The following is a 19978-nucleotide window of genomic DNA, read 5'->3' as shown; positions in this document are numbered from 1 at the left end:
AGTCAAACAGATCTCCTCGGAGGTCGCTGGCCTGTGGCCTATTCGGTCGCGAGCATGGTGGCGCCGAGGCCGACCATCATGACGCCGCCGGTCGCTCCCAGCGTGTCGAGCCGACCGGGTTTGCGCGCGAACCACTCCCGTGCCCGGGCGGCGAGGAGCGCCCACATGCTGTCGCTGCAGACCGCCATGACGCCGAAGAGGCCGCCGAGGAGCGCCATCTGCACGGCGACGTGCCCGGCCCCCGTGTTGACGAACTGCGGGAGGAAGGCGACGAAGAAGAGAATCGTCTTGGGGTTCGTCAGGCCGACGACCACGCCGACGCGCAACGCATGACCTCGCTTCGGCGACAGGGGTGCTCGCTGCGCACCCATCGCCTCGCGCGCCTCACGGCGGTGCCGGATCGCCTGGATGCCGAGCCAGATGACGTAGACGGCGCCGGCGACCTTGATGACCGAGTAGGCGGTGGCGCTCGCCGCGACGACCGCACCGAGACCGACGGCGACGAGGAGCGCCTGGACGGTGACCCCGATCGCGTTCCCGGCGACCGACAGCAGCGCCTCACGCCGGCCCACGGTCAGCGCGCGTCCGATGGTGAAGAGCAGGCTGGGACCCGGGACCTGGATGAAGAGGATCGACGCGACGAGGAAGGCGACCCACTGGCTCGATGACGGCACGGGGCCAGTGTGCTCCCGGAGCCGGGAACGGGCAGGCGATTTCCGCGCCTCGGACACTAGCGTCGGTCCCATGACGACCCCATCACCGGTGCACCGCACGGACCCGCCGCTCGACGCCGACGAGGCGACCACCCTCGTGGCCTTCCTCGACTACCACCGCGACACGCTCCGGATGAAGGCCGCGGGACTGACCGCCGAGCAGCTGGCGCAGCCACTGCCGCCGTCGACGCTGACCCTGGGCGCCCTGCTCAAGCACGTGGCACTCAACGAGGCGAGCTGGTTCGGCGAGGTGCTGCACGGACGCCCGATGCCGGAGCCGTGGTCGAGCGCCGACTGGGACGCGGACCGCGACTGGGAGCTGACCTCGGCGAAGGACGACAGCCCGGAGCAGCTGCGCCGGCTGATGGACGAGTCGGTCGAGCAGGCGCGTCGCGACATCGACGCGGCGCTGGCCGAGGGCGGGCTCGAGTTCCGGTCGGCGACTCTCTCCCGCAAGGAGAACCAGTCGTTCACGCTCCGGTGGATCCTGCTGCACATGATCGAGGAGTACGCGCGTCACAACGGCCACGCCGACTTCCTCCGTGAGGCGATCGACGGGGTCACGGGGGAGTGAGGGCGCGCCGCAGGCAGAAGCGGCGCAACGGCTCCACGTCGATGACCTCGGCGAGGTCGCGATAGCGCTGGGCCGCGTGCTCCCGCCGTCCCGTGCGCCACTGGAGGTCGGCGAGGGCGAGTGCGGCGTCACGGCTGGCGTATGCCGGTCCGCGCGTCTCGAGGGACGTGAGCTCCCGCTCCACCTCGGTCAGCGACGTCGCTCCTGCGCCGGCCTCACCGGCGAGGACGGCGTGCGCCGTGGTGACGAGGCGCGCGACCCGGACCGAGGGGGAGGGCCAGCGCTCCTCGAGCGCACCGTAGAGCTGGACGATCCGCGTCCAGTCGGTGCGCTCGAAGGAGGGTGCGACGGAGTGCAGCCCCGCGATCGCCGCCTCGACGGCGAAGCGGCCGTCGCCGTCGGCTGCGAGGGTGGCGTCGTCGAGGCCGGCGCCGAGAAGCTCACGGTCCCAGCGAGTACGGTCCACCTCGTCGAGGGCGAGGGCCGTGCCGGTGTGGTCCACCCGTGCCGGGCGGCGAGCGAGCCCGAGCCGGATGACCGCGCGCAGGCCGCGGACCTCGGTGTCGCGGGGGAAGGCGGCGACGAGGGCGTCGGCGATCGACAGCGCCTGACGGCCGGTGTCGGCGAGGGCGTCGGCCGGGTCGAGGGCCGTGCGGTGCGCAACGGTGAACATGCCTGCGACACAGGCGAGCACGACGGGAGCCGCCGCTGTTGCTCTGCCGGCGGCGGCACGAGGAAGGCGCCGCGGGCCTCGCCGAGGGCGCGCTTCGCGCGGGTCAGCCGAGCCGCCGCAGCAGTCTCCTGCACGCCGAGGTGCCCGGCGATCTCGGGAATCGTCAGCCCGCAGACGACCCGCAGTGCCAGCACCATGCGTGAGGTGGGTGAGAGCGCCTCGTCGCAGGCCACGAAGAGCAGGGCGAGACGGTCGTCCAGGCCTTCACGGGACAGGTCGGTGTCCATGACGGTGTGGTCGGACGGGTCGGTGCGAGCCTCCGCCTCGGGACGGGCGAGCTGCGGCGCGAGGCGTCTCTCCACCGTGCGCCGCCGGGCGTCGTCGAGCCAGGCGCGCTTGGCGACGGACGTGCACCAGGCGGTATACGACTCGATGGGACTCCCACCGGCGCGCTCGTGGGCCGCGGCTCGCGCGACGGCTTCTGCGGCATACTCCTCCGCGTCGTCGAGGCTGCCGGTGAAGGAGGCGAGGGCGCGCACGATGCGCGGCCACGCCTCCTCGAACTCACCCGTCCCGAGCGGCACTCACATCCCCGTCGGGAAGACCTTGCGCCACTCGATGTGGCCGCCGGTGGGCACCAGGGCGGCGATCCGACGGGCGGTGTCCTCGTCGTCGGCCTCGACGAGGTAGAAGCCGGTGATGACCTCGGAGGTGTCGGGGAACGGGCCGTCCGTGTAGACGGCGTCCTCCACGAGCCGGCCGGCCCCGCCGGGCTTGACGGTGCCTCCGTGGCGGGAGCTCTGCAGGGCGCTCCCACCGACGATGCGGGCGCCGAGATCGGCGACCGCCTTCTGGAACGCCTCGTGCTCCTTGAAGGAGGTCTCCCCAGCAGCCGGGTCGGCGAAGACGGCGTCGGAGTCCCAGTCGGGCTCGTGGATCAGGTAGGCGTACGTGTCAGCCATGGTCGGCTCCTTCTCGAACGGGTGCGGGCGGCCTCGAGGCCTGCCGCACGTGGCGACCCTCGCCACACCATCGTGACGAACTCACGCCCGAGGAATCGACAACTTCCGGGTGCTGTCTCGGAGGGCGACGCTCAGGAGGCGCCCCCGAGGCGCTCGAGGCGGGCCTCGAGGGAGGCGCGGCGGTGGGCGTTGCCCTCGAGCTCGAGGTAGCGCGTGCCGAAGGTGGCCAGGAGGGCGTCGTCGAGGCGGCGCACCGCACCGGGCGGGTACTTGTAGCCCATGCGCTCGATCAGGTCGGCGCCGTCGACGGGTGCGATCACCGCCTCGAGGGCGTCGACCGAGGTGATGCCCAGCTCGAGCAGCAGGCCGGAGACCCAGGTGTAGTGGTCGGTGCGGGCCCAGCCGGCGCCGGCGTAGCGCGATGCGAGGAACTTCGCGAGGTCCTGTGAGCTGATCCGCGGGTCGTGCTCGGCGGGGGCGGCGAGGGTCGGCGGCACCGCCATCTGGAGCCGGTCCCGGATCGCGGAGAACTCGCGGTCGGCCAGCTCGATGAGCCCGGCGGCGAGGGTGAACCGGCGGTCCAGCTCATGGGCGTGCTCCTCGGGGATGGTGCCCTTGTAGCGGATGTCGTGCTCGAACTCGGCCCAGGCGTGCTGCAGCACCGTGCGGATCTGCACCGAGGCACTCAGGCGGCGCAGCGACTGGTAGGCCGTGGGCACCGTGCGGCTCGCGTCGACGGAGAGCAGCAGGTGCCGGCTGGCGTAGCCGAACCGGCCGGCGCGCGCGGTCTCGAGGCCCAGGTCCCGGTCGTCGAGGACGGCGAGCTCCTCGCCCAGCAGCTCTGCCACGGCCGCGACGTCGTCGTGGACGTAGGTGATGACCCGGACGCCGATCTGGTCGGTGATGTCGGTCAGCGGCTCGGGGTAGAGCAGCTGGCCGTCGCGGAGGCGCTCGGCCTTGGCGGCGAACGAGGCGACGGTCTTGGTGCGGCCCGTCACGCTGAGGTAGTTGATGCCCGCGTCGTCGAGCAGCCCGGTGACCATCTCGACGAACAGTCCCGTCGCCACCTCGAGCTCGGGACGCACCGCGGCGTATGCCGTCGCCGCCTCGCTGATCTCGGTCGGCGGCGGCGTCGTCGCCTCGTCGGTCGCCCCTTCACCCTTGCTGTCGGCCATGCGGCCATCCTGCCGTGGTCTCAGCACCGGTGGTGAACGGTGGTCCCGGAACCACCACAGGTCCTCGCGGTCGCAGGCTCCCCACCCGTTGCGTACGCCCCACCACGTCGGGATGTGGGGGCCGACGGCGGCGTGGGCGGGGAAGGCGCGCAGTGCTGCGTCGACCAGGCCGAGGTAGGTGCGGCGGACATGGGGAGACGGAGGGGGCCGGCCAGATTGTGCGGGCGCTCGCCAGCGAAGACGGAGGGGCGCGCCAGTTCGTGCGGGGCGCTCGCCGGCGAAGACGGACGCCGGGCCCCCGTGCTCACCAGTCGGCGCCGCGGCACTCCGAGCGGTCTGTGGTCTCGACCTGCAGCGTCGCGTGGGCGACGTGGAAGCGTTCGCGCAGCATGCCGCTCGCCTGTTCGAGCACGTCGTGCCCGGCGTCTCCGGCTGCCACCACCAGGTGGGCGGTGGCGACGTCCATGCCCGACGTCAGGGTCCACACGTGCAGGTCGTGGACCTCGGTGACGCCCGGCACCTCGCCGAGGGCCCGGTCGAGCTCGGCGGGGTCTATGCCCGGCGGTGCGTGCTGTCCCAGCACGGCCAGCACCTCACGCCCGAGCCCGACAGCACGCACGGCCACGAAGACGGCGATGGCGAGCGCGACCACGGTGTCCCACCAGGCGCTACCGGTCGCCCGCACCAGCAGGGCCGCAGCGATGACGCCGACGGAGCCGACGGCGTCGGCGACGACCTCGAGGTAGGCGCCCTTGACGTTGAGGCTCTCGCCGGCACCACCGCGCAGCATGACCAGGGCGACGAGGCTGACCACGAGGCCGATGACGCCCACGACGAGCATGGTGCCCGAGGCGATCTCCGGATGGGTCCCGATGCGACCGAGGGCCTCGACGACGATATAGACGGCCACCCCCAGCATCAGCAGCACGGCAAGGCCCGAGGCGAAGACCTCCGCGCGGTAGGAGCCGAAGGTGCGGCGGCCGGTCCTGTCAGCACGCGTGGCGATCCGCGTGGCGACCAGCGCCGCCCCGAGGGTCACGACGTCGGCCGCCATGTGCCCCGCGTCCGAGAGCAGCGCCAGCGAGTCGGCCAGCAGCCCGGCCACGAGCTCCACGACGAAGAACGCCGCGACGAGCCCGAAGGCGACGCCCAGCCGCCAGCGGTGGCGCCCGCCGGCGTGGGCAGCGGCAGCGCTGTGGGAGTGCCCTTGCGAGGCCCCGTGACTCACGAGAGCACCTCGGTCCCCGGAGCGCCGGCCGTCGCGAGCGCGACTGTATCCGGGTGGATGCTGCGGGTCAGGCATCCGCCGGGTCCGCTGACACAGCTCATGGACATCCCTTCACCGAAGGACCGTGCAGTTGTCACGATCGGACGCGCAGGCGCCGGAGTCAACCGAGTGGCGTTGCGTCGAACGGGCGGCAGACTGTGCGGCATGCTGCGCCTCACCGTCACCGTCCCGAGTGCCCTGACCGAGCGGGTGACCCAGCTGCTCGCCGACTCCACGGCCGTGAGCACGCTCTCCGTCCTGCGCGGAGCGGCGCTCCGTCCCGTCGGTGACGTGGTGCACGCCGACGTCGCGAGAGAGGGCGTGAACGAGCTCGTCGACCGCCTCCGGGACCTCGGGGCCCACGAGCAGGGCTCGGTGCAGCTCGAGCCGGTGCCCACGTGGATCTCGCGGCCGGGCCTGGAGGCGGAGGAGCAGACCCCGGGCAGCAGCGCCGACGCCGTCGTCTGGGCAGAGGTGGCCCAACGGTCCTACGAGGACAGCGAGCTCAACTGGACCTTCCTGTCGTTCATGACGCTCGCGACGCTCATCGCCGGCATCGCCATCGTGCTCGACTCGCAGATCCTGGTCATCGGCGCCATGGTGCTGGGGCCCGAGTTCGGGGCCATTGCGGCCCTGGGAGTGGCGCTGGTGCGGCGCCGACACCTGCTCCTCGGCGTCGCAGCGCGATCGCTGGTCGTCGGCTTCGGCGTGGCGATCGTCGTCACGTGCCTCGCCGCACTCATCGCCCGCGCGCTCGGCTGGGTCACGCTGCACGACCTCACCGGGAGCCGGCCCAGCACCGGCTTCATCTACAGCCCGGACAAGTGGTCGTTCATCGTCGCGGTCCTCGCAGCGGCCGCGGGCGTGCTCTCGTTGACCTCGTCCAAGATCGGGGGCCTCAGCGGCGTGTTCATCTCCGTCACCACGATCCCGGCGGCCGGCAACGTCGCGCTCGGGCTCGCCTTCGGCGCGTGGCATGAGGTGCGCGGCAGCGGCCTGCAGCTCGTCCTCAACATCGTCGGCATGGCCCTGGCGGGCTGGCTGACCCTGGCCCTGCAGCAGGCGGTGTGGTCGCGCGTGCCGGTGCGGCGGCGTTCGCAGTCCCGTCTCGCGCAGCGGATCCACACCGAGCGCGCAGCGTCGCGCTGAAGTGCTCAGCGCGCCGTCGAGGAAGGCGCGGCAGGGCTCGTCACCCGGGGTGCGGGTGGGGGAAGCACGAACCTCGTCGAGAGGGCACCGTCGACCAGGGAGAGGAGCACGCCGGTCTCCTGCCGGATCACGGTGTAACGGCTCGCGGCCACCGGTGAGCCGGCCTGGGCCTCGTCGGAGGCGGCGCGGGCGAAGAGGCCGAGGGAGTAGAGCCGCCCGTAGTAGCTGGGGGGATCGAGCCCGGGCGGCGGCCCGTTGGCCGCGAGCCCGCTCAGGTGCTGGCCGAGCAGGTCGAGCTGCAGGGCCGCGGCGTTGCCCGACAACGTCATCCGGTCGAGCACGCCCACGTCGCCCACCAGGTTGCCGTAGTCGGCCTGCGCGGCGGGCCGGTTGAAGACGGCGCTCGTCGTCAGGGTCGGGTGCGGCAGCGCGGTCACCGTGACCGTGGGCGAGACCGTCACCGTGGCCGTCTGCACCCGGGTGGTCGTCGCCGTGACGGTGCGGGTCTCGACCTGTGTGACGGTCACGGTCTGCGTCGGCACCGGGGTGCCCGTGGCGGCGCCCACCTGGCTCAGCTCGACCTGCGGCTCGCCCGAGGAGCACCCGGCGAGGGCCGCGGCGAGCAGGCCCAGCACACCCACCACCACGACGCTGGTGGCGCTGGTGGCGCTGGTGGCGCTGCTGGCCCTGGTGGTGCTGGTGGCGCGGGCTCGGCGCACGGTGCACTCCGGTGCTCGACGAGTTGGTGCCTCGATTGTGCGTGCCGGCTCGCCGCCGCGGTGCGCTAACGCGCGAATGGCCCGGCCGGCCGTGCTCAGGTGCGCGCGGCAGCCAGCTGCGGTCGGGTCAGGAAGAGGGCGCCGTCGAGCCGTGCCCCGCGCAGGTCGGCATCGCGCAGGTCGGCGCCGAGCAGATCGGCCCAGCGCAGGTCCGCGGTCCGCAGGTCGCGGCCCCGCAGGTCGGCACCAGCGAGATCGGCGCCCGCGCGCAGCCGCCGCGGGGGCGTGGGTATGCCGGCACGCCTCCTGCGCCGCGCCCGCTCGCTCGCGCTGACGTCACGGAGCAGGCCGCCCACGCGCGAGCGCAGCGCGGCGAGGTCGACGGCGAGGACCTGGTCAGGGGTGCCGCCAGTGGCGGCCTCGACCTCGGCGAGCGCGTCGGAGAGGTCGGCGCGCAGCGCAGCGCCCGGCTCCAGCGCGAGGGCGTCCTGGAGGTGGGCGAGCATCTCGTGCAGCTGACGCATGACGGGCAGGACGGCATACATGCTCGGGGCGGTGTCGGGCGCCTCCCGCCAGGAGACACCCCCGAAGGTCACCTGGGAGACCTGCTGCCCCGCGCCGAAGCAGTCGAAGGTCACGCAGCCGCGCCAGCCGTCCTGCGCGAGGCGGTGGTGGATGCCGCAGCGGTGGTCCGCCAGCAGGTTGCGGCACGGCTCGCCCGCCGCCTTGTCCACCGGGAAGTCGGCCGAACGCGCGAACGGCAGGGCGACGCAGCACAGGCCGAAGCACTGCGAGCAGTCGGCCTGCAGGCTCCTCACAGCAGCGAGCGGGGGTCGTCGGGGATGTCGGCGGCGTACGCCTGCAGCAGCTGCAGGGGAACGACCTCGAGCGCGCGCTCGTGGGTGGCGGCCAGGACGACCGGTGCGGCCGCACCGTCCTGATGGGACTGCAGCCAGCGCTGGGCCACGACGCACCAGCGGTCGCCGGGGGTGAGGCCCGGGAAGCGCCACTCGGGGCGCGGCGTCACCAGGTCGTTGCCGACCCCGCGCTGGTGCTCGAGGAACTCCCGGGTGGCCACGACACAGATGGTGTGGCTTCCCCGGTCCTCGGGACCCGTCGTGCAGTAGCCGTCGCGGTAGAAGCCGGTGAGCGGGTCGGTGCCGCAGGACTGCAGGTGCCCACCCAGCACGTTGCGCTCACCCGCTGTCATGCGCCCAACCTAGTGGCCGGGGCAGTCGGCGGCGATGGCAGCGATGGCAGCGATGGCAGCGATGGCGGCGGCGACGGTGACGCGTGATGCGCCCGTGTCGCCGCTACCCTGAGGTGATGAGGGGCGTGGAGGAGTACGACCAGGACTACATCGACGCCTGTCGCTCCCGGGTGGAGTCACAGGTGGTCGCCTTCACCGAGGTGGCCCATGCGGCGCGGGACCACGGGGACGCGGACGTGTCGTCCCTGGAGAGTGCGTTGAAGTCGCTCGAGTACGAGTACTTCAACAACATGCTGCTCGTCCTCGACGCCTACTTCGTCGACCGGCTGCAGGTCGAGGGCCCCGACGCCAACGCGCTCAACGAGGTCCGGATCCTGACTCGCTCCCTCATGGAGAACGGCGGCACGGTGGCAGCGGACCCGCAGGTCCCCCTTGACCCCCAGCGCAGCGTTCTCGGCCTCAAGCCCGGGGACCCGGTCACCTTGACGCTCCACGAGTACCGGCGGATCTCCGATGCCTTCCTGCACGAGGTCCAGAAGCGGTACTCGCGCGGTCGTGACGGATGACTTTGCCTTTCCTTTACCTTTTGCGGTAGAAAACCCGACCTTGCGGGTAGTGTCCGGTTGTGATGGCACCGAACCCTCGTGGTGCCGTCCGCGCGAGGCAGGAGTGGTAGGCCCCCGTGACCGGCAGCAGGTACCCCACGCAGCGACCCCGTCGCCGACCGGTGTCGTCGAGCCCAACGTCGCGCCCGGGCTCGCGCTCGGGGTGGGTGATCCACCACACTGACCCGGTGATGTCCGATATGCCCGGTTCGATGGCTCCCGAGGAGGCTTCCTTCACGCTGCCGGCCCGGCCGGGGGTGCTGCTCCTCGTGCACGACCGCATCGACCTGCTCGCCGGCGACACCGTGCGCCGCCGCATCCCCGAGGGGACCGTGTCGGGCTTCGCGATCATCGGGTTCCTGGTGCTCTTCAGCGCCCTCGTGGGCGGTGTGACGGCGGGCCTCGTGGTCGTCGGCGTGTCCACGCTGCTGGCCGCGAGCGCGGCGCTCGTCACCGGCCAGTTCTCCCTGGAGCAGGTGGGTGGCCAGCGTGGTGCGAGCCTGCTCCTCGGCCTCGGTGTCGCGGCCCTCATCCTCGGGTCGGTGGGGTCTCCGAGCCGGCCGGCGCCCGCGCTCGCTACCGACACCCCCGTTCCCGTCAGCTCCCGCAGCGCCTTCCAGGCCCAGAGCACGTATGCCGCAACAACCGCCACCGAGCCCGCCGAGCCCGCCGCCCTGCCCGGTTCCGTGCTTGGCTCAGTGCCCGGCCCGGTGCGCTCGACGGCTGTGGCCGTGACGCCCGCTCCCGACATGGTCGTCGCGACGCAGTCACCTGGCGCCGAGGGGCTGACGCTGTCGCCCGATGCCCTGCGACCGCGAACGGCCTCGCCGGGAGACGCGAAGAGCGACGCCGAGCACGGGAAGGGTGCTGGCAAGAGGCCGGCCGAGGGCAGGGCCGACTCAGCGGCGAAGTCTCAGCCCGCGGCCAACAGCAAGGCGCTCGGCAAGGCCAAGGTGGCGGCCAAGGCGCACGGCAAGGCGAAGTCAATCGACAAGAGCAAGGACAAGGGCAGTAAGGACAAGGGCAGTAAGGACAAGGGCAAGGACAAGGGCGAGGACAAGGGCAAGGACAAGGGCAAGGACAAGGTCGCCGTCACGGCCAAGGCGGTCGGCAAGGCTGGAGGCAAGGCGGTCGGAAAGGCAGGCGGTAAGGCAGGCGGTAAGGCCAAGAACAAGGCGAAGCAGGGCAGACCCGCCGCCGAGGGTCACGGCTTCGCGGCGTCCGTGGCCGCGGCCCACGGGCTCGTCTGACCCGAGAGCCTGCTCGCCTCGGACCGTGGCCGCCACGTGCTCCCGTCGTCAGCCGCGTGCGTGTGCGACAGTGACCCCGTGGGGAAAACAATGACCCGGGCCACGATCATCTGGTTCGTCGGGGCCGCGGTCGTGGGAGCCGCTGCCGGCGGTCTGCACCTGCTCCGGTCCCAGATCGGTGGCGCGCACACCGGCCTGCCGCTCGCGGTGGGGGCCTTCGGCCTGACCGCGCTCGCCGCGGCCATGCTCTACCACGGCGTCGTGATCGCGGCCCGTGAGCAGGACGCCTTCGCCGGACCCGAACCCGAGCTCGTGGCACAGCCCGAGCCCGTCGACGACTCCGAGCCCGTCGACGACTCCGAGCCCGTCGACGCCGAGCCCGTCGACGCCGAGCCCGTCGACGCCGAGCCCGTCGACGACTCCGAGCCCCATCACGAGCTGCACGACGAGCCGGGGCGCCCCGACACGGCATACGACACGGCACGCGACTCGGCGGAGCCCCACGCCGCCGGCGCCGACGAGGCCCCGGTCGTCTACACCTTCCGTCGTGGCAAGCCGGTCCGTGACGTCGGCCCCCGTTCACCGCGTCCGCCCCGGCGCGACCGGCCCGCCTAGGGATGGACGCGCGGCCGGCCCCGGACGCTCGCTCCTGGGTGCTGCACGTCGACCTCGACCAGTTCATCGCCGCCGTCGAGGTGCTGCGGCGACCCGAGCTCGCGGGAAAGCCCGTCATCGTGGGCGGCCGCGGCGACCCGAACGAGCGGGCGGTGGTGTCCACGGCCAGCTACGAGGCACGGCAGTTCGGCGTCGGGTCGGGGATGCCGCTGCGCCTCGCCGCGCGCAAGGTGCCGGACGCCGTGATCCTGCCCGTCGACGCGGCGGCCTACACCGAGGCGTCCGAGCGGGTGATGGAGGCGCTGCGCGGGCTGGGCGTCGTCGTCGAGGTGCTCGGCTGGGACGAGGCCTTCCTCGGCGTCCGAACCGACGACCCGGAGGCCTTCGCCGCGCGCGTGCGCAGGGCGGTCCTCGACGCCACCGACCTGCACTGCTCGGTCGGCATCGGCGACAACAAGGTGCGCGCCAAGATCGCGACGGGGTTCGGCAAGCCGCGCGGCGTCTTCCGGCTCACGGCGGACAACTGGTTCGAGGTGATGGGTGACCGGGCCACGATCGACCTCTGGGGCGTCGGCGCCAAGATCTCCAAGCGGCTCGCCGGCCACGGCATCGAGACGGTGCGCCAGCTGTCAGAGGTGGACGAGGCCGTGCTCGTCGGCGAGTTCGGGCCGCGCATGGGCGTGTGGTACTCCCAGCTGGGCCGCGGCATCGGCTCGGCCGTCGTCGACGACACCCCCTGGGTGGCGCGTGGTCACAGCCGCGAGACGACCTACCAGAGCAACCTCACGACGCCCGAAGAGGTGCGAGCGGCCGTTCGTGAGCTCGCCTCGCAGGTGTTCGACGACACGGTCAAGGAGGGCCGGCCCGTCTTCCGGGTCACGCTCAAGGTGCGCTACGCGCCGTTCTTCACCCAGAGCAAGGCGCGCAAGCTCCCGGCGCCGACCCAGGAACGCGACCTCGTGGTCGACGCAGCCGTGGCGCTCGCCGAGACGCTCGACCCGGCCCGCGAGGTGCGCCTGCTCGGCGTCCGGGCCGAGATGGTGATGCCCGAGGAGGGCGACCCGGTGGAGCGCACCCCGGTGCGCGGGCGGCTCTGAGCGCCCGGCCCTGCTCTCCTGCCACGCCTGCGGCCGCACACTCCCAAGTTCGTGACCTACCGTCGGGCCCATGGCACCTGCACATGACAGCGCGGTGAACGTCCGACGACGATTCGCCGGCGGACGGGCGGCCGGCGCGCTCCCGACCGTCCTGGTCCTCCTCGCCGTCGTCGCGGTCCTCTACCTCGTCCGCGACGCGGCCTACCGCGCCACCACGGCGGGGGCCGTGGCGCTGCCCTCGGTCTTCGGGGGACTCTTCGAGGTCGTCGGCCAAGGCGGGATCGTCGTGCTCGCGCTGGTCTTCGCCCTGCTCGCCTGGCGCTCCCGGGCCCGCGGGCTCGAGTACGTGACGGTGGCCGTCACGGCCGCCGTCACGTCGGTCGGTGCCTACGTGCTGAGCGAGGTCGTCAAGGGCATGCTCCGCGAGCAGCGCCCGTGCCGGGCCCTGGCGGTGCACACGGTGACCGCGTGTCCGGCGCCCAACGACTGGTCCTGGCCGAGCAACCACGCCGTCATCGCCGCGGCGCTGGCGACGGCGGTCGTGGCCCTCTCGCCGGTCTGGTGGCGTCTCGCCGTCCCGCTGGCCCTGGCCGTCGGCGTCGCCCGGGTCCTGGTCGGCGCCCACTACTGGCACGACGTCGTGGCCGGCCTGGCCCTCGGCGTGCTCGTCGTGTGGTTCGGCACGTGGGCCCTGGCCCCGGTGGCCCACCGGCTCCTCGAGCGCTCGGTCGCGGCCGGTCCGCCCGGCTGGCGCCGCCTCGTCGGGCAGGACGAGCAGACGGAGGATGCCGCCGAGCGGGACTCTGAGGTGTCCGACTAGGGCCCCCACGCGGCCACGCGCATACGACCCCGGCAGCCGGGTGGCTGCCGGGGTCGATGTCTCGGTCGGGGGGAGCGGCCCGGCCGGGTCTGAAGCCCGGCCTCAGGCGCGACCGTGAGCGGCGCGGCTGCGGCGGCTCAGGGCATCGACCGTGACGGCGAGCAGGAGAACGGCCCCGGTGATCATGTAGCGCTCGGGCGAGCCGAGGTTGATCAGTGCGAGCCCGTTGCTGATCGACTGGATGACGAGGATGCCGAGCAGCGCGGCATACGCCGACCCGCGGCCGCCGAAGAGGCTCGTGCCCCCGATGACGGCGGCTGCGATCGCGTTGAGGTTGGTGTCGGCGCCACCGCTGCTCTGGTTGGCAGCCGCGAGGCGGGCGGCCGCGAAGATGCCGCCGACGGCGGCGAAGGTCGAGCAGAGGGCGAAGACCGTCAGGTAGACGCGCTTGACGTGGATGCCGGCGCGCCGCGCCGCCTCGACGTTGCCGCCGACGGCCATGACCGAACGACCCCAGCTCGTACGCCGGATGGCGAAGTCCATGACGACGACGAGCAGCAGGAAGACGAGGAACATCACCGAGACGCCGCGGTCGCGGTTGAGCACCAGGATCGGCACGACGAGGAAGAGCGCGAGGAAGGCGGCACGAGCGGCGACCATGCCGAGGGGAGTGGTCGAGAGGCCCGCCGCGTCACGACGGGCGTTGGCGCGCAGGCGGGTCCCCACGTAGACGGCCACCGCGGCGAGCGCGAGGACGTAGGCGAGGGCGGGCGGCAGGAACGTCTGCTGCGCGAACTTCACGAGGCCCGACTCGAAGGGCAGGTTGATCGAGCCCTCCGCGCCCAGCACCTTCAGCTGCAGGCCGAGGAAGCCGAGCAGGCCGGCCAGGGTGATGACGAAGCTCGGCACGCCGAAGCGGGTGTAGATGGCCCCGTAGGCCAGGCCGATGACGGCCGCGACCACGATGGCGGCGAGGAGAGCCAGCGGGACGGGCCAGCCCTTGTTCACGGTGCCCACGGCGACTATCGCCGCAGCGAGGCCGCTGACCGAACCGACCGACAGGTCGATCTCGCCCAGCAGCAGCACGAGCACGATCCCGATGGCGATGGTGCCGATCGCGGCGCTCTGCAGTGTCAGGTTGACCAGGTTGCGCGGCGAGAGGAACGCGTCGTTGAGGCCCTGGAAGACGACCCAGATGATGACGAGCCCGATGACCACGGGCAGGGCGCCGAGGTCACCGCTGCGCAGCCGGGCGAAGAACGCCCGGACCGCGCCGCCGACGCCACCGGCGTCCGCGATGAGCCGCTCGTCCTGCAGGTCGGCCGGCAGGGCGGCGGTGGCGGCAGTCGGGTCGAGGCCCGCATCGGCCGTCTGGTCCGGCGCGCCGGCTCGAGGACCGGTCTCGCGGGTGGGTTCCGGCGTGGTGGTGCTCACTGCTGCTCCTCGATCGAGGTCCGTCGCGAGGCGCGTTCGGACACGGCGTTCGTCGTGGCGCCGGTGATGGCGGCGATGATCTCCTGGGCGCTGGTCCGGCTGACGTCGAAGGTGCCGTTGTTGCGCCCGAGCCGCAGCACGGTCACCCGGTCGGCGACCGCCATGACGTCGCTCATGTTGTGGCTGATTAGGATGACCCCGTGGCCGTTCTCGCGCAGTCGCTCGACGAGGTTGAGGACCTCGGCGGTCTGCGCGACGCCCAGCGCCGCCGTCGGCTCGTCCAGCATGACGACCTTGGGCTCGCCGAGCAGCGAGCGGGCGATGGCGACGGTCTGGCGCTGGCCGCCCGAGAGGCTGGCGACCGGGATGCGCACCGACGGGATGCGCGCGGAGAGCTGCCGCAGCAGGCGCCAGGACTCCTGCTCCATCGTCACCTCGTCGAGGGCCCGGCCCCGGTGCAGCTCGCGGCCCAGGAAGAGGTTGCCGACGACGTCGAGGTTGTCGCACAGGGCGAGGTCCTGGAAGACCGTGGCGATGCCGAGGCGCTGGGCCTCGGCCGGCGAGCTGACGCTCGCCGGCCGGCCGTCGAACTCGATGGTCCCCGCGTCGGGGGTGTAGACGCCCGCGATCGTCTTGACCAGGGTGGACTTGCCCGCACCGTTGTCACCGACCAGGGCCACGACCTCACCGGGCCGGACGTCGAAGTCGATGCTGGTGAGGGCCTGCACGGCACCGAAGCGCTTGGAGATGCCGCGCAGGGAGAGCACGGCCGTCTGCGTCGGTGCCGGGGGCGGCGAGGTGGTTGCGGTCATGTCCGTCCTTCGGGTGGTCGTGCGGTCGCCGGGAGGTCCGTCAGCTGATGCCGGCGGAGGTGCAGGCGGCTGCGACGGCGCCGGAACAGATGTCGGCCGTCTTGTAGATGCCGTCCTTGACGACGGTGTCCTTGATCTTGTCCTTGGTGACGGCGATGGGGTCGAGGATCGTCGCGGCGATGCTCTTGAAGTCCGAGGTCTTCTGCGGCGTCTGCTTGTTCGCGAGGGCGATCGCGGCCTTGGCGGCGGCCTCGGCCTCGGGCTTGATCGGCTTGTAGATGGTCATCGCCTGGTCGCCGGCGAGGATCCGCTGGATCGCGGCGAGCTCGGAGTCCTGGCCGGTCACGGGCGGGAGCGGGTTGACGCCGCCGCCCTTGAGGGCTGCGATGGCGCCGCCGGCCGTGCCGTCGTTGGCGGCGTAGACGCCGACGAGGTTGCCCTTGACCGCGGAGACCTGGCCCTCCATCCACTGCTGGGCCTTGTCCGGGCTCCAGTCGGGGGTGTCGTACTCGGCGGCGATCTTGAAGCCGCTGCCGTCGAGGACGCTGTGCGCGCCGGCCTTGAAGTCGGCGGCGTTGGGGTCGGTCGGCGAGCCGTTGATCATGACGAGGTCACCGCTCGTCTTGCCGCCCTTCTTGACGAGGTCGACGAGGGTCTGGGCCTGGATCTTGCCGACCGTGGCGTTGTCGAAGGAGACGTAGTAGTCGGCGCCCTGGATGAAGCGGTCGTAGGCCACGACCGGGATGCCGCTGCCCTTGGCGCTCGCGACGACGGACGCGGCGGCCTTGCCGTCGACCGGGTCGAGCACAAGGACGTTCGCGCCCTGGGTCAGGGCCGCCTCGGCCTGCTGCTGCTGCTTGCCAGCGTCCTGGTCGGCGTTGCTGTAGAGCACCGTGCAGTCGGCGCAGGACGCCTTGACCGCGGCCTCGAAGAGCGGGCGGTCGAAGGTCTCGTAGCGCGTGGTCTTCGACTCGGGCAGCAGCAGGGCGATCTTCTTGCCGCCACTGCCGGCGTTGCCGCCGGAGGTCGAGCCCGAGGAGGCGTCGGCGCCGCTGCTGCAGGCGGCGAGCGAAGCGATGCCGAGACCGGCCGCGAGGGCGACGCCGGCGAGGCGGGTGGAGCGTGCACGCATGGTCTGGAACTCCCTTGTTCAAGCGCCGGCAACCTCGATGGTGCAGGCCGTACCCCGGAGTAAAGAACGTCCGAGGGCTTGGCGTCAAGCCTTGAATTCAAGAAGTGGACGTAACCGGGGCCAGGAGCCCCTCGGCGGCCGCGTGAACCGTCTCGGCGGCCACGATGGCGCCGACGACATCGGCGTCGGTGTGCAGCTGTGCCTGCTCGACGGTGAGCGAGGCGACCGCGCTCGGGATCGCGCTGCGCTCGAGTGCGCGGCGCATCGGGCCGGTGATCACCTCGCCGACCTCGGAGATCTGGCCGCCGAGCACGATCATCTCCGGGTTGAGCAGGTTCACGAGGCCGGCGAGGGCCACGCCCAGGTGTCGCCCCGCGTCCTCCAGGACGCGGCGGCAGCCGGGGTCGCCGTCGATGGCCCGGGCGATGATGTCGCGCAACGTCAGCCGCCCGTGCGAACCGGCGAGGGCCTCGCTCAGGGCCAGCGAGCCGATGAAGGTCTCGAGGCATCCGCGGTTGCCGCAGCGGCAGATGGGTCCGTCCTCGTCGATCGTGAGGTGGCCGATCTCACCGGCCGTGCCCGCGCTGCCGCGGAACACCTCGCCGCCGAGGACGAGCCCGGCGCCCACCCCGTAGGAGAGCTTGATGTAGGCCCCGACCTGCACGCCCTGCAGGGCCCCGCACCGCAGCTCCCCGAGGGCCCCGAGGTTCGCGGTGTTGTCCACGGAGACGGGCGCGCCCAGGCGGCCTTGGATCTCCTCCGCGACGTCGACGCCGCGCCACCCGGGCAGGATGCTCTCGGACCCGACCTGTCCCGTCACGCTGTCGACCGGAGCGGGAACGCCCACGCCGACGGCCTTGACGTCCGGCATCGTCTTGCCCGACTTCTCCACGAGGTCGTAGACCAGCCTGGTGGCCCGCTCGATGCCCTCGTCGGCGTTGTGGTTGGCCGGCAGGGGCATCCGCTGGCGACCGATGACGTCACGCGGACCCGTAGCAAGGGCGACGCGGACGTCCCTGTCCCCGAAGGCGATTCCGGCGAGCAGCGTGTTGCCGGTCGCGAGCGACACGAGCACGGCGCGACGGCCGTTCCGGATGCTCGGGGCCAGCTCGACGGCGCCGGCACCGTCGAGGTCCTTGACCATGTTGGAGACGGTCGCCGGGCTCAGCCCCGTCGAGCCGGCGATCTCCACCTGGGTCATCGCCCCCTGCTCGCGCAGGGCCTCGAGCACGCGCAGCCGGTTGGCTTCACGCAGGGAGGCCTGCGAGCCGGGCGCGGCGTGCATTGCGTTCACGGGGTAAAGATAAGGGGACGGGTCCGGCGATGGGTAGCCCGGACCGCCACGCGGGACCCGGCTCCCCTCACAGGGCCGCCGCCACCGACCGACCGGCTGTGCGGCCGCTGAAGAGACACCCGCCGAGGAAGGTGCCCTCGAGCGAGTTGTAGCCGTGCATGCCGCCTCCCCCGAAGCCACTGACCTCACCGGCCGCGTAGACCCCGGGCAGGGGGTCGCCATCGGCGCGCAGCACCCGCCCCGCCAGGTCGGTCTCGAGGCCACCCAGGGTCTTGCGGGTCAGGATGTGCAGCCGCACCGCGATGAGCGGGCCGGCCTTCGGGTCGAGCAGCCGGTGGGGGCTCGCGACGCGGATCAGCTTGTCCCCGATGTAGTTCCGGGCACCGCGCATCGCGGTCACCTGTGCGTCCTTGCTGAAGTCGTTGTCGAGCTCGTGGTCCCGCGCGACGATGGTTCGCCGCAGCGACTGCGCCTCTAGCAGGCCCTCGCCGGTGAGGGCGTTCATCCCGCGGACCAGGTCGTCGAGGGTGTCGGCGACGACGAAGTCCTCCCCGTGGCGCTTGAACGCCTCGACGGGGGCGGGGGCGCCACCGCGGGCCCGGCCCAGCACCTGCCTCACGTCCTTGCCGGTGAGGTCGGGGTTCTGCTCCGAGCCGGAGAGGGCGAACTCCTTCTCGATGATGCGCTGGGTCAGCACGAACCACGAGTAGTCGTGTCCGGTCCCGATGATGTGACGCAGCGTGCCCAGGGTGTCGAAGCCCGGGAAGTACGGCGCCGGCAGGCGTCGTCCCCGGGCGTCGAGCCACAGCGACGAAGGACCGGGCAGGATGCGGATGCCGTGGTTGTCCCACACGGGGTCCCAGTTGCGCAGCCCCTCGGTGTAGTGCCACATGCGGTCGGGGTTGATGACCCGACCGCCGGCCGCCTGCGTGATGCCGAGCATGCGGCCGTCGACGTGGGCGGGCACGCCCGCCACCATCCGGGCCGGTGGGGCGCCGAGCCGCTCGGGCCAGGCCCGGCGCACGAGGTCGTGGTCGCCCCCGATGCCGCCGCTCGTGACGAGGACGGCCTGCGCGCCGATCTCGAAGTCGCCGACCTCTTCGCGGCTGCTCGCCCGGCCGCGAGCCGCGCCGTCGGGCGCGAGGAGGCAACCGCGTACGCCGGTGACCACTCCCGCGGTCAGGACGAGCTCGTCGACGCGGTGCCGGAATGCGAGGGTGACACGGCCGCGAGCCACCGCGGCGCGGACGCGTCGTTCGAACGGCTCGACGATCCCGGGCCCGGTGCCCCACGTGATGTGGAAGCGCGGGACGGAGTTGCCGTGGCCGTCGGCGCGACCGTCGCCCCGCTCCGCCCACCCCACGACGGGGAAGAGGCGGAGGCCCTGCTGGCGGAGCCACCACCGCTTCTCGCCGGCGGCGAAGTGGAGGTATGCCTCTGCCCACTTCCGCGGCCAGAAGTCCTCCTCGCGGTCGAACTGGGCGCTACCCATCCAGTCCTGGGTCGCGAGGTCGAGGCTGTCCCTGATGCCCAGCCGCCGCTGCTCGGGGCTGTCGACGAGGAAGAGGCCGCCGAAGCTCCAGAACGCCTGGCCGCCCAGGGACTGCTCTCCCTCCTGGTCGACCAGGATGACCCGCTTGCCGCGGTCGGCGAGCTCAGCGGTGGCGACGAGTCCGGCGAGGCCGGCCCCCACGACGACGACGTCGGCTTCCATGGGCCTGAGCATGCCATCGACCGGTGTCGCTCGGGCGTCCACCTCTGCGTGACCGATGGAGGTTGGGTGGGTAGGGGCGCCCGGGCGCGCTCCATGACCGGTCGGTGCTGCGACCGGCTCACGCCGCGAGCTGCGCCGGCCCCTGAACGCTGCCGAGGGTGCCGACGCCGGACGGGCCGGCGGTCGACGTGATGCTCGAGCCGGTCCGCGACGTGAGGTCGAGGACCCTACCCCCGCTGCCGGAGTCGCTCGCGAGCTCGCGCAGGTCGCGATGTGCTGCGCCGACGAGGCTGGTGATGCTGGAGCCGAGGGCGATGCAGACGGCCTCGAGCACCTCGGAGGACGGCTCCTTGAGACCACGCTCGACCTCCGAGAGGTACGCGATGGAGATGCCGGCACGGGCGGCGACCTCCGCGAGCGTGCGGCCCTGTCGCGTGCGCAGGCGGCGCAGCAGGCGGCCGTAGACCTCGCGCAGCAGCGGGGCGGGGCCGGCCGGCTGCGGGCTGGTGGCGATCTCGGGCATGGCCGTCTCCGATCGGTGGTGGTGCGTCCGTCCAGCGTCGCACGGCGCCGTGCGGTCGGCGGGGCGTGGAGCGTCCGAGGACGTACGCCGTGGGCGAACTCCCCGCGCCGGTGCCGCCGGTCGGGTGGTTGCCGGTTCGTGGTCGGGCGATGGAGGAGAAACATGTTGACGGCGTCTACTTGAGGGTCGCACGCTGTCGGTGGAGACGCCTACCGTGGTCTCACGCGCAGCTCACACTCG

The 19978-nt window shown here is 72.5% G+C and carries 21 protein-coding genes and 1 pseudogene; 7 read left to right on the top strand and 15 right to left on the bottom strand.

The window, feature by feature from the left end:
* Window positions 1-38 precede the first annotated feature (38 nt).
* Window positions 39-674: a LysE family translocator gene (locus LQK93_RS07670; RefSeq protein WP_374970947.1), complete on the bottom strand. Its 636-nt coding sequence runs from the start codon at window positions 672-674 to the stop codon at window positions 39-41.
* 70 nt (window positions 675-744) lie between these two features.
* Between LQK93_RS07670 and LQK93_RS07665 the strand changes: the two genes are divergently transcribed.
* Window positions 745-1287 (top strand): DinB family protein, encoded by a 543-nt coding sequence (locus LQK93_RS07665; protein WP_374970946.1) that lies wholly within the window; start codon window positions 745-747, stop codon window positions 1285-1287.
* On the opposite strand, the gene LQK93_RS07660 is transcribed toward LQK93_RS07665, so the two are convergent.
* The 5 genes and pseudogenes from LQK93_RS07660 to LQK93_RS07640 all read right to left on the bottom strand — a co-directional run bounded on the left by LQK93_RS07660 (window position 1274) and on the right by LQK93_RS07640 (window position 5325).
* Window positions 1274-1960: a DUF6596 domain-containing protein gene (locus LQK93_RS07660; RefSeq protein WP_374970945.1), complete on the bottom strand. Its 687-nt coding sequence runs from the start codon at window positions 1958-1960 to the stop codon at window positions 1274-1276. The two genes, LQK93_RS07665 and LQK93_RS07660, sit on opposite strands and share 14 nt — an antisense overlap.
* Window positions 1961-2103: 143 nt before the next feature.
* A pseudogene (locus LQK93_RS07655) lies at window positions 2104-2157 on the bottom strand (hypothetical protein); the annotation flags it as partial.
* Between the two features lie 387 nt (window positions 2158-2544).
* Window positions 2545-2922, bottom strand: coding sequence for a YciI family protein (locus LQK93_RS07650; RefSeq protein WP_374970944.1), 378 nt, complete (start codon window positions 2920-2922; stop codon window positions 2545-2547).
* 131 nt (window positions 2923-3053) lie between these two features.
* Window positions 3054-4097, bottom strand: a complete 1044-nt coding sequence (locus tag LQK93_RS07645; RefSeq protein WP_374970943.1) for a GTP pyrophosphokinase family protein — start codon at window positions 4095-4097, stop codon at window positions 3054-3056.
* A 304-nt stretch (window positions 4098-4401) separates the two neighbouring features.
* A complete protein-coding gene (locus LQK93_RS07640) occupies window positions 4402-5325 on the bottom strand; it encodes a cation diffusion facilitator family transporter (protein ID WP_374970942.1) in 924 nt (307 codons plus the stop codon).
* Between the two features lie 204 nt (window positions 5326-5529).
* Between LQK93_RS07640 and LQK93_RS07635 the strand changes: the two genes are divergently transcribed.
* Window positions 5530-6513, top strand: a complete 984-nt coding sequence (locus LQK93_RS07635; protein ID WP_374970941.1) for a DUF389 domain-containing protein — start codon at window positions 5530-5532, stop codon at window positions 6511-6513.
* A gap of 5 nt (window positions 6514-6518) precedes the next feature.
* On the opposite strand, the gene LQK93_RS07630 is transcribed toward LQK93_RS07635, so the two are convergent.
* The 3 genes from LQK93_RS07630 to LQK93_RS07620 form a co-directional block, all read right to left on the bottom strand.
* Window positions 6519-7232, bottom strand: a complete 714-nt coding sequence (locus tag LQK93_RS07630) for a hypothetical protein (protein ID WP_374970940.1) — start codon at window positions 7230-7232, stop codon at window positions 6519-6521.
* 95 nt (window positions 7233-7327) lie between these two features.
* Window positions 7328-8050: a pentapeptide repeat-containing protein gene (locus tag LQK93_RS07625; protein WP_374970939.1), complete on the bottom strand. Its 723-nt coding sequence runs from the start codon at window positions 8048-8050 to the stop codon at window positions 7328-7330.
* On the bottom strand, window positions 8047-8442 hold the full coding sequence (locus LQK93_RS07620; RefSeq protein WP_374970938.1) for a DUF2237 family protein: 396 nt from the start codon (window positions 8440-8442) through the stop codon (window positions 8047-8049). The genes LQK93_RS07625 and LQK93_RS07620 overlap by 4 nt, the downstream gene beginning before the upstream one ends.
* 116 nt (window positions 8443-8558) lie before the next feature.
* On the opposite strand from LQK93_RS07620, the gene LQK93_RS07615 reads away from it, so the two are divergent.
* The 5 genes from LQK93_RS07615 to LQK93_RS07595 all read left to right on the top strand — a co-directional run bounded on the left by LQK93_RS07615 (window position 8559) and on the right by LQK93_RS07595 (window position 12829).
* The gene (locus LQK93_RS07615) at window positions 8559-9008 is read left to right on the top strand and encodes a hypothetical protein (RefSeq protein ID WP_374970937.1); all 450 of its coding nucleotides are present in this window, start codon (window positions 8559-8561) and stop codon (window positions 9006-9008) included.
* 251 nt (window positions 9009-9259) lie between these two features.
* Window positions 9260-10297 (top strand): hypothetical protein, encoded by a 1038-nt coding sequence (locus tag LQK93_RS07610; protein ID WP_374970936.1) that lies wholly within the window; start codon window positions 9260-9262, stop codon window positions 10295-10297.
* 90 nt (window positions 10298-10387) lie between these two features.
* Window positions 10388-10912 carry a hypothetical protein gene (locus tag LQK93_RS07605; protein WP_374970935.1) on the top strand — a complete coding sequence of 175 codons (525 nt, stop codon included), beginning with the start codon at window positions 10388-10390 and terminating at the stop codon, window positions 10910-10912.
* A 2-nt stretch (window positions 10913-10914) separates the two neighbouring features.
* Window positions 10915-12009: a DNA polymerase IV gene (locus tag LQK93_RS07600; protein ID WP_374970934.1), complete on the top strand. Its 1095-nt coding sequence runs from the start codon at window positions 10915-10917 to the stop codon at window positions 12007-12009.
* Window positions 12010-12079: 70 nt separating this feature from the next.
* On the top strand, window positions 12080-12829 hold the full coding sequence (locus LQK93_RS07595; protein ID WP_374970933.1) for a phosphatase PAP2 family protein: 750 nt from the start codon (window positions 12080-12082) through the stop codon (window positions 12827-12829).
* A gap of 102 nt (window positions 12830-12931) precedes the next feature.
* Here the strand turns inward: LQK93_RS07595 and LQK93_RS07590 are convergent, their stop codons facing one another.
* The 6 genes from LQK93_RS07590 to LQK93_RS07565 all read right to left on the bottom strand — a co-directional run bounded on the left by LQK93_RS07590 (window position 12932) and on the right by LQK93_RS07565 (window position 19738).
* Window positions 12932-14263, bottom strand: coding sequence for a sugar ABC transporter permease (locus tag LQK93_RS07590; RefSeq protein ID WP_374970932.1), 1332 nt, complete (start codon window positions 14261-14263; stop codon window positions 12932-12934).
* Window positions 14260-15075 (bottom strand): ATP-binding cassette domain-containing protein, encoded by an 816-nt coding sequence (locus LQK93_RS07585; protein ID WP_374970931.1) that lies wholly within the window; start codon window positions 15073-15075, stop codon window positions 14260-14262. The genes LQK93_RS07590 and LQK93_RS07585 overlap by 4 nt, the downstream gene beginning before the upstream one ends.
* A 40-nt stretch (window positions 15076-15115) precedes the next feature.
* Window positions 15116-16207 carry a sugar ABC transporter substrate-binding protein gene (locus LQK93_RS07580; RefSeq protein ID WP_374970930.1) on the bottom strand — a complete coding sequence of 364 codons (1092 nt, stop codon included), beginning with the start codon at window positions 16205-16207 and terminating at the stop codon, window positions 15116-15118.
* Between the two features lie 97 nt (window positions 16208-16304).
* Entirely contained in the window at window positions 16305-17492 is a 1188-nt protein-coding gene (locus tag LQK93_RS07575) for an ROK family protein (protein WP_374971469.1), read from the bottom strand.
* A gap of 76 nt (window positions 17493-17568) precedes the next feature.
* Window positions 17569-19215, bottom strand: coding sequence for an FAD-binding dehydrogenase (locus LQK93_RS07570; protein ID WP_374970929.1), 1647 nt, complete (start codon window positions 19213-19215; stop codon window positions 17569-17571).
* 118 nt (window positions 19216-19333) lie between these two features.
* The gene (locus tag LQK93_RS07565) at window positions 19334-19738 is read right to left on the bottom strand and encodes a helix-turn-helix domain-containing protein (RefSeq protein WP_374970928.1); all 405 of its coding nucleotides are present in this window, start codon (window positions 19736-19738) and stop codon (window positions 19334-19336) included.
* Window positions 19739-19978 lie beyond the last annotated feature (240 nt).

Origin of the sequence: Terrabacter sp. BE26, from assembly GCF_041941675.1 — a bacterium.
Classification (GTDB): domain Bacteria; phylum Actinomycetota; class Actinomycetes; order Actinomycetales; family Dermatophilaceae; genus Terrabacter.
Note: the sequence above shows the minus strand (reverse complement) of the source record. Positions and strands in the feature narration are given on the sequence as shown.

What these genes read in the sequence shown, in the direction of transcription:
- LQK93_RS07665 (WP_374970946.1), top strand. Translation starts at nt 745, where the DNA reads ATGACGACCCCATCACCGGTGCACCGCACGGACCCGCCGCTCGACGCC.
- LQK93_RS07660 (WP_374970945.1), bottom strand. Translation starts at nt 1,960, where the DNA reads ATGTTCACCGTTGCGCACCGCACGGCCCTCGACCCGGCCGACGCCCTC.
- LQK93_RS07650 (WP_374970944.1), bottom strand. Translation starts at nt 2,922, where the DNA reads ATGGCTGACACGTACGCCTACCTGATCCACGAGCCCGACTGGGACTCC.
- LQK93_RS07645 (WP_374970943.1), bottom strand. Translation starts at nt 4,097, where the DNA reads ATGGCCGACAGCAAGGGTGAAGGGGCGACCGACGAGGCGACGACGCCG.
- LQK93_RS07635 (WP_374970941.1), top strand. Translation starts at nt 5,530, where the DNA reads ATGCTGCGCCTCACCGTCACCGTCCCGAGTGCCCTGACCGAGCGGGTG.
- LQK93_RS07620 (WP_374970938.1), bottom strand. Translation starts at nt 8,442, where the DNA reads ATGACAGCGGGTGAGCGCAACGTGCTGGGTGGGCACCTGCAGTCCTGC.
- LQK93_RS07615 (WP_374970937.1), top strand. Translation starts at nt 8,559, where the DNA reads ATGAGGGGCGTGGAGGAGTACGACCAGGACTACATCGACGCCTGTCGC.
- LQK93_RS07610 (WP_374970936.1), top strand. Translation starts at nt 9,260, where the DNA reads ATGGCTCCCGAGGAGGCTTCCTTCACGCTGCCGGCCCGGCCGGGGGTG.
- LQK93_RS07605 (WP_374970935.1), top strand. Translation starts at nt 10,388, where the DNA reads ATGACCCGGGCCACGATCATCTGGTTCGTCGGGGCCGCGGTCGTGGGA.
- LQK93_RS07600 (WP_374970934.1), top strand. Translation starts at nt 10,915, where the DNA reads ATGGACGCGCGGCCGGCCCCGGACGCTCGCTCCTGGGTGCTGCACGTC.
- LQK93_RS07595 (WP_374970933.1), top strand. Translation starts at nt 12,080, where the DNA reads ATGGCACCTGCACATGACAGCGCGGTGAACGTCCGACGACGATTCGCC.
- LQK93_RS07585 (WP_374970931.1), bottom strand. Translation starts at nt 15,075, where the DNA reads ATGACCGCAACCACCTCGCCGCCCCCGGCACCGACGCAGACGGCCGTG.
- LQK93_RS07580 (WP_374970930.1), bottom strand. Translation starts at nt 16,207, where the DNA reads ATGCGTGCACGCTCCACCCGCCTCGCCGGCGTCGCCCTCGCGGCCGGT.
- LQK93_RS07575 (WP_374971469.1), bottom strand. Translation starts at nt 17,492, where the DNA reads ATGCACGCCGCGCCCGGCTCGCAGGCCTCCCTGCGTGAAGCCAACCGG.
- LQK93_RS07570 (WP_374970929.1), bottom strand. Translation starts at nt 19,215, where the DNA reads ATGGAAGCCGACGTCGTCGTCGTGGGGGCCGGCCTCGCCGGACTCGTC.
- LQK93_RS07565 (WP_374970928.1), bottom strand. Translation starts at nt 19,738, where the DNA reads ATGCCCGAGATCGCCACCAGCCCGCAGCCGGCCGGCCCCGCCCCGCTG.